This window comes from Corynebacterium sp. HMSC28B08 (assembly GCF_001806865.1).
Lineage (GTDB): Bacteria > Actinomycetota > Actinomycetes > Mycobacteriales > Mycobacteriaceae > Corynebacterium > Corynebacterium auriscanis.
In genome coordinates this window covers 1-5,558 of record NZ_KV786163.1, presented here as the reverse complement: position 1 = coordinate 5,558, position 5,558 = coordinate 1, and the positions used below count along the sequence as shown (strand labels likewise).

Genomic DNA, 5,558 nt, shown 5'->3' with positions numbered 1-5,558 from the left:
GAAGTATTCTTTAACCTCGATCCATCCGAAGATGCTGCATTCACCGCCTGACCCCTCCGTCCGGAAGGCACAGCAGGACCATCGCCAAATCCGAGACACGTGAGGCCTTGCAGGTTTCAACCTTCACGGCCCAGGCTAGGGGTGTGGTTCTCATGCCGTCGCCAGATGGAAAGCACACCCCTACGGATGGTTCGATCATAACGGGACTTCGAGTGGCTCGACACGGCCCGCGGCCACCTCATGGTCGGACTGGCGGGATTTGAACCCACGGCCCCTTGACCCCAGGCGTCCAAACGGCTCCGGCGAGGCCGGATTCCGCGAGATCCCGGACGTCAGATCATGCAGAACACGCTACGAGATGCATGGCTTGCGCGATTCTGGTCCCCTCTGGTCCCCTCTGGTCCCCCTCAAACGTCTTCACCTCGGGTTGCAAAGGGTCATGAGCAGGACCCAGACGCGTAGGCTAGCGCCTCATGCACCCAGGCCTTCGCGTCCGCTTCGTGCTTCATGTACTCAGCCTCGTCGTAGCGACCGCCCACCTTGGACGCAGCCATCAGTTCTGTTAACCGAAGTCGGTCGATGACGACCCCGAAGTCCATCTCCCGAAGGCGTGCTTTTTCGCGCGCGACCTCTCGGAAGTCCTCCGACGACGACTCGCGGAGCTTGTGGTGTTGCAGAACAGGGACAAACAACAATTCGATATGCTGATGCGACGGTGGTTTTGCGAACCAGGGGATGAAGTGCCCCATTAAATAGGCGCCGATCGGCTTTGTGTCCCAGTTCCGGCCAGAGGCTACCTGACCGTATGCGACAACCGCTGCCGGCTGGCCATCCCGAAAAGCACGCCAGGCCACGATATCCACCGTCCCGTCGTTCGCATTGCGAGAGAGCCCTAAAGGACGCTCGCTTGGCGCAACCCCTAGTCCCATTGCTTCCACGAGCATTTGCACTGCGGTAAGCATGTTCGAATGGTCTGGTCGCGGGTAACCAAACCAGTAGGCGCTTCCCCCTATGATTTCGGCGGCCGTCAGATACGACTCGATCTGCATGATCTTGGCGCTACGAGTGAAGAGAGGGTGCTGGCTCGGTATCGGCAGCAGTTCCGAGTGCATTGCAGCAATGAGCAGGCAACATATGTAAGACCCGTGAGCTGCTTGCTCGGACGAATCCGAAGTCTCACGTCGTCCTAGTGCCCACTTGCCGTACTTGACAGTCAGCTCGAACGGGTAGAGAGGGCCAAGGACACTCTCGCGGTACGCGAGCTCTTCATGCACACGCTGCGACAGCCCGTCGGCGCTGCTTTCCAGGATCTCCTTGTCGGCGACTTCAAAATCAAATTCCGTCAGCACCTCACCATGTTCGGGCTCGGACTGAGCTGCTTGGCTTCTGATGAGTTGTTGTTCTGCCACGGGACCTTCAGAAAGCAGCACTTGGAGTTCTACCCAGTCCGCAAGGACAGCACGCGTCGAGCTGTCTAGCGGTGCGCTAACTCGCATTGCCATCCGAATCTCCTGCGTGCACCTTTCTCATGGCCTGGACGATCGAATCCATCGCACGTAGGATCGTTTGCGCATCGTCGAGCAAATTGGATGCCGGATCGTAGCGTCCGATCATGCCCGAGACCTCTTCGGAAGCAGCGAGGAGCTTGTAGAAGGACTTCTCGAACGCTCGGGCGCGATCTTCCACGAGGTCGAAGGCTCTGTTGAGGTCACGGGTTGCCAACAGCACGCTTGTTGCCCGCTGGTTGCCGAGTACATTAACGAGACGTCCGAGGTCAGGGTTCTGGCTGCGGATGACGGAAGGCTCATCACCCTGGCCGTAGAGCCATGAAAGCAGATTGCGAAGGTTCGCCCGGCTCTCCTGAGGGACCGGACTTGTCGGGAGAACGGTGTTGTCGTTCTCGGGGAGTCCGAGAAAACTCCGAACATTCGAGTTCGACAGCGCCGTATATAAGTGAGAGAAGTAGAAGGACTTCTTTGTGCGGTCCTCCTTATCGAAGAGCTTTGCTTCTTCTGCTTGTTCGAGCACCACAACCCCATTGACCAATCGACTGATGGTGTTGTGCCCGTCGCCTAGACGTCGGCTCACTTCATCGATATTGTCGCCATCTTTAAGCCACGCGTAAGCGAACCTGGCTTTGGCATACGAATCCCACTTGAAGGCACCGTTAACATGTTTGAACCCGATGAAATCACGCGCCCGCTTACGCGACTCAACGAAGTTCACCTGTATTTTGTCCGGTATTGCCCTCGCGTGAAGAGGATTCGGTAGCGAAACGCTGAGCTGCTGCTGAAGCTCAGGGTTGGCGAGTATTCGGAGCGCCGCCAGGCGGCGGTTCCCCTCGATCACCGTGTTGGTTACTTCCTCCACGATGAGCGGTTCAAAATCAAGCCAACCCGAGTTGCCAATAGACTGGATCAACTCACCAAGATCGGCCTGCGCGTATAGGTAGCGCAATGCATCATCTTCTGTACGAAAGGTGGCATCTGGGATTCTGGGGTTTACCAGATCGAGCTTGAGCTCACTCGGCGCAACGCTATCTAGCCGTGGCATCGTCGCCCTCCCTGTCGTCCGAATCGAGCACGCCTGTGCTGACGAGTTCCTGGTGCCCGGATTCGATATCAGCCGGAATCGTCAGCGAATCAGAGAACACCATGACTTCCTGCGCTTTAGTCACCCGGTGTGCTGAATAGTTCAGTGAGAACAGGCGACTGCGGCGCTCGCTGTACAGCTCGCCGACCTGCGGCACATTGTCGTAAGTGAGAATCCAACGGGCTGCCGTGACCCCGTTGAGGCACGTAGCCAAGTCTTCGTGGTCGTTTGCCTCGAAGGCATTCATGTACAGTGAGCCCGCCTTCTCGAAGTAGGGCGGGTCGGCGTAGATGAACGCGTTGGGGTTGTCAGCATGTTGCTTGATGATTTCGCAACCATCTTGGTTTGTCACGGTAATGCGGCTGGCATGCAGACCGATGAGGCGAATACGTTCCAGAAGTGTGTCGCGATTGAATCTCGCGCCGATCTTGTAGTTTCCGGTTTGCTCCTTACCGCCGATCGGACCCCCGTTCAGCACACCGGATCGGTTCGTGCGGTTCAGATAAAACGTGGCGAAGCCGAGTCGTAGAAGGTCGTCACGCGAGGCAGTAGCGTAGATCTCTCGCTGTTTTTCCCACTCCTTAACCGTGAGGTCAACGGCACGAACGCGCCGACTGAACTCATCAGGGTCATCCACAACGGAACGCCAGAAGGCGTACACAGCAGGGTCAAGATCATTGATCGCAATGGTCGCGACCTGACCCGATACCAGGAGGCCAAGAGCGGCACCAGCGCCACCCGCATATGGCTCCACATAGGTGCTAGAAGTGAGGTTGTTGTCGCGAATGATCTGGCGAAGCCGTGAGTACAGGAGACCCTTGCCGCCTGGGTAGCGGAGTGGTGAGACGGTGACGCGCTTCGGAGCGCGGGGCAAAGTCTGAGTAGGGCTCATGGTTTCAGTACCGCCTTCATGATTCCTTCGATCGTTGCCCAGCTCTCTCGGACATCATCGGGGGTGGCAAAGATGTGATGGTTGTGATTCGTTGCGTCCAAGTGCTCCTTGGACCCGACAAATCCATAGCGTCCGCCACGAATTTTCTGAACAGGCTGGATCAATGCTGTCATTCCTGTTGTCCGGAAGTGATCTTCAAGCCACACAAGGCAGTTCGACAGAAAGACGAACCCCTTTTCGTTCGAGCCCTTTCGAATATCCTCTCCCAACGCCTCGGCGTAAGCCTTGATCGTCTTCTCCAGAAATGTCCTGAGGAGGTCAAGCGTCGCGTTGGGGAATCTCTGGACGTTAATTGCCGAGAGTTCGTTGACGATCTCGTGGATCGAAGCCGGAAATTCCGGTGGAACAGCAAGATTTTCAGTGTTCAGATAGTTCCGTTTCTTCGGGAACGGCTTAGCCTTGTCCCTGCCAGTGCCGGATGGTTCATTCGACTGGTCTTCTCCACCGCCCGCGGAACCAGCTCCTTCGTCAGGCCTGCTCCCTCCTGTTCCTTGGCGGGAGTTAGACTGCGACGTAGAGGTATCTCTGGGTTGCCCGTCTGTGTGAGTATCGTCCTCGGGATGCTTCTCGTTGAGCAGATCACGGAATTCGTCCATGTACTCGACATAGCGATCGCTAGAGGTCTTATTCAGCGATCGAGTGTTGATCTTGCCGTCCCGAATGTCACTGACGATTTTTGTGGCGACTCGTTTGAAGGATGCTGCACTGGACAGCAGAGATACTTCGCCGGTCCCATTATTGACCTGAATCCCTACGAGATCAAGGAAATTATCGTTCTCGTATAGTCGGGCCAGCGTTGACACGGGGAATCGTCGCTTGTGCGCGTAGTCTCCGAGCGAAGGGTCATCGTAAGAGACGTTGCGGAACAGTTCGAGAATCCGGCTTCGCGTGATGAACTTTCGCACGTTGACAGTCGGATACTGAGCTATCAGGTGGTCTGGAGACTTGCCCGCGTCGAGCTGCGCCTGGAAGAACGCCGCCTGCCGGGCCGGAGTCCATGCGACACGTTGGTTACCGGTGTGAAGAGCAGCAATCAACTGATCCGCGTCGTCTTGGGACGGTGCCCTCTTGACAGTTATGCGCCGCACCGCTTCCCGACTAGGAACGAGTTGCGCAAACTTGCTGATGCGTGCCTGGTGATCGGGAGCCAGATAGGGGTTCTGGATGGCCTTGAGCGCAGCAACGCGCCGGTTGCCTTCGACCACGATCAATTGACCATCGCGCTCCACCACGATCGGGACTTCGTGAGTCAGCAATCCGACTTTGGCTATACCTTCTACCAGGTTCAACGCCTTCTCGTTTGTGAAGAGGTCCTGGATGATGTCGGATTCCGGTACGCCATCGGGAATGTCGAGCCGTACGTTATGGGGGTCCAGGTGCAGGTCGTTGACCACATCAACGACCATCTCGTCCCAGGCGGACATATCAATCATCGCGGCTTCCTCCGGCTTCAGACATCAGTTTGGTCGCGGAGCCACCCCGGACTAGGGCCAAGACATCGCTCCGAAGGAAACGCCAGCCACGTCCAACTTTCTCTCCCGGCAAGGACCCTTCTCGGGCTAGCGCGAGGACAGTCTTCGTACTGGCGCGCGGAAGGGCGGCTGCGTCGTCAGTAGTCAGAACTTCGTGTTCTTCTGCCATATTCCTGCACTCTCCTCTTACAGACTCCAACGTCACGCTACCAGTTGCAGCGTCGCCGACCCAAGGAGCGCGGGTGCGGGCGGCTCCGATCACCGATGAGACGAACGACATCTCATCGGACTGGTACCTATCTGGGATGGCTCTAGAAGCTGCTAGCAGGTCATTCGCTTCCTCGGCTGCCGCGAGACGCTGGCTAGTAACACGCCACAGATCACGGTAATCCGAGGATCTCGCCCGTGCCGGGAGGACGAGACCAGGTTGAGTCAGCCGACGCCACCGCCATTGATGATCGTGGTACAGATCGCGGTGACGTAGAGGTAGGGGGCACGTCCAAAAAAATGAACTGGCCCCCGAAAGTTGGACTGGTTTAATT

5 protein-coding genes are annotated in these 5,558 nt (G+C 57.1%); all 5 read right to left on the bottom strand.

What is annotated here, in order from left to right:
• Window positions 1-437 precede the first annotated feature (437 nt).
• On the bottom strand, window positions 438-1,409 hold the full coding sequence (locus HMPREF3098_RS04400; RefSeq protein WP_210385939.1) for a hypothetical protein: 972 nt from the start codon (window positions 1,407-1,409) through the stop codon (window positions 438-440).
• A 76-nt stretch (window positions 1,410-1,485) separates the two neighbouring features.
• Window positions 1,486-2,553, bottom strand: coding sequence for a ParB N-terminal domain-containing protein (locus tag HMPREF3098_RS04395; RefSeq protein WP_070434151.1), 1,068 nt, complete (start codon window positions 2,551-2,553; stop codon window positions 1,486-1,488).
• Complete coding sequence (locus tag HMPREF3098_RS04390) at window positions 2,537-3,484, bottom strand: DNA adenine methylase (RefSeq protein WP_070434150.1); 948 nt, start codon at window positions 3,482-3,484, stop codon at window positions 2,537-2,539. Before HMPREF3098_RS04390 ends, HMPREF3098_RS04395 begins: the two co-directional genes overlap by 17 nt.
• A complete protein-coding gene (locus HMPREF3098_RS04385) occupies window positions 3,481-4,977 on the bottom strand; it encodes a hypothetical protein (RefSeq protein ID WP_070434149.1) in 1,497 nt (498 codons plus the stop codon). The genes HMPREF3098_RS04390 and HMPREF3098_RS04385 overlap by 4 nt, the downstream gene beginning before the upstream one ends.
• Window positions 4,970-5,185 carry a helix-turn-helix domain-containing protein gene (locus HMPREF3098_RS04380; RefSeq protein ID WP_070434148.1) on the bottom strand — a complete coding sequence of 72 codons (216 nt, stop codon included), beginning with the start codon at window positions 5,183-5,185 and terminating at the stop codon, window positions 4,970-4,972. The genes HMPREF3098_RS04385 and HMPREF3098_RS04380 overlap by 8 nt, the downstream gene beginning before the upstream one ends.
• Window positions 5,186-5,558 lie beyond the last annotated feature (373 nt).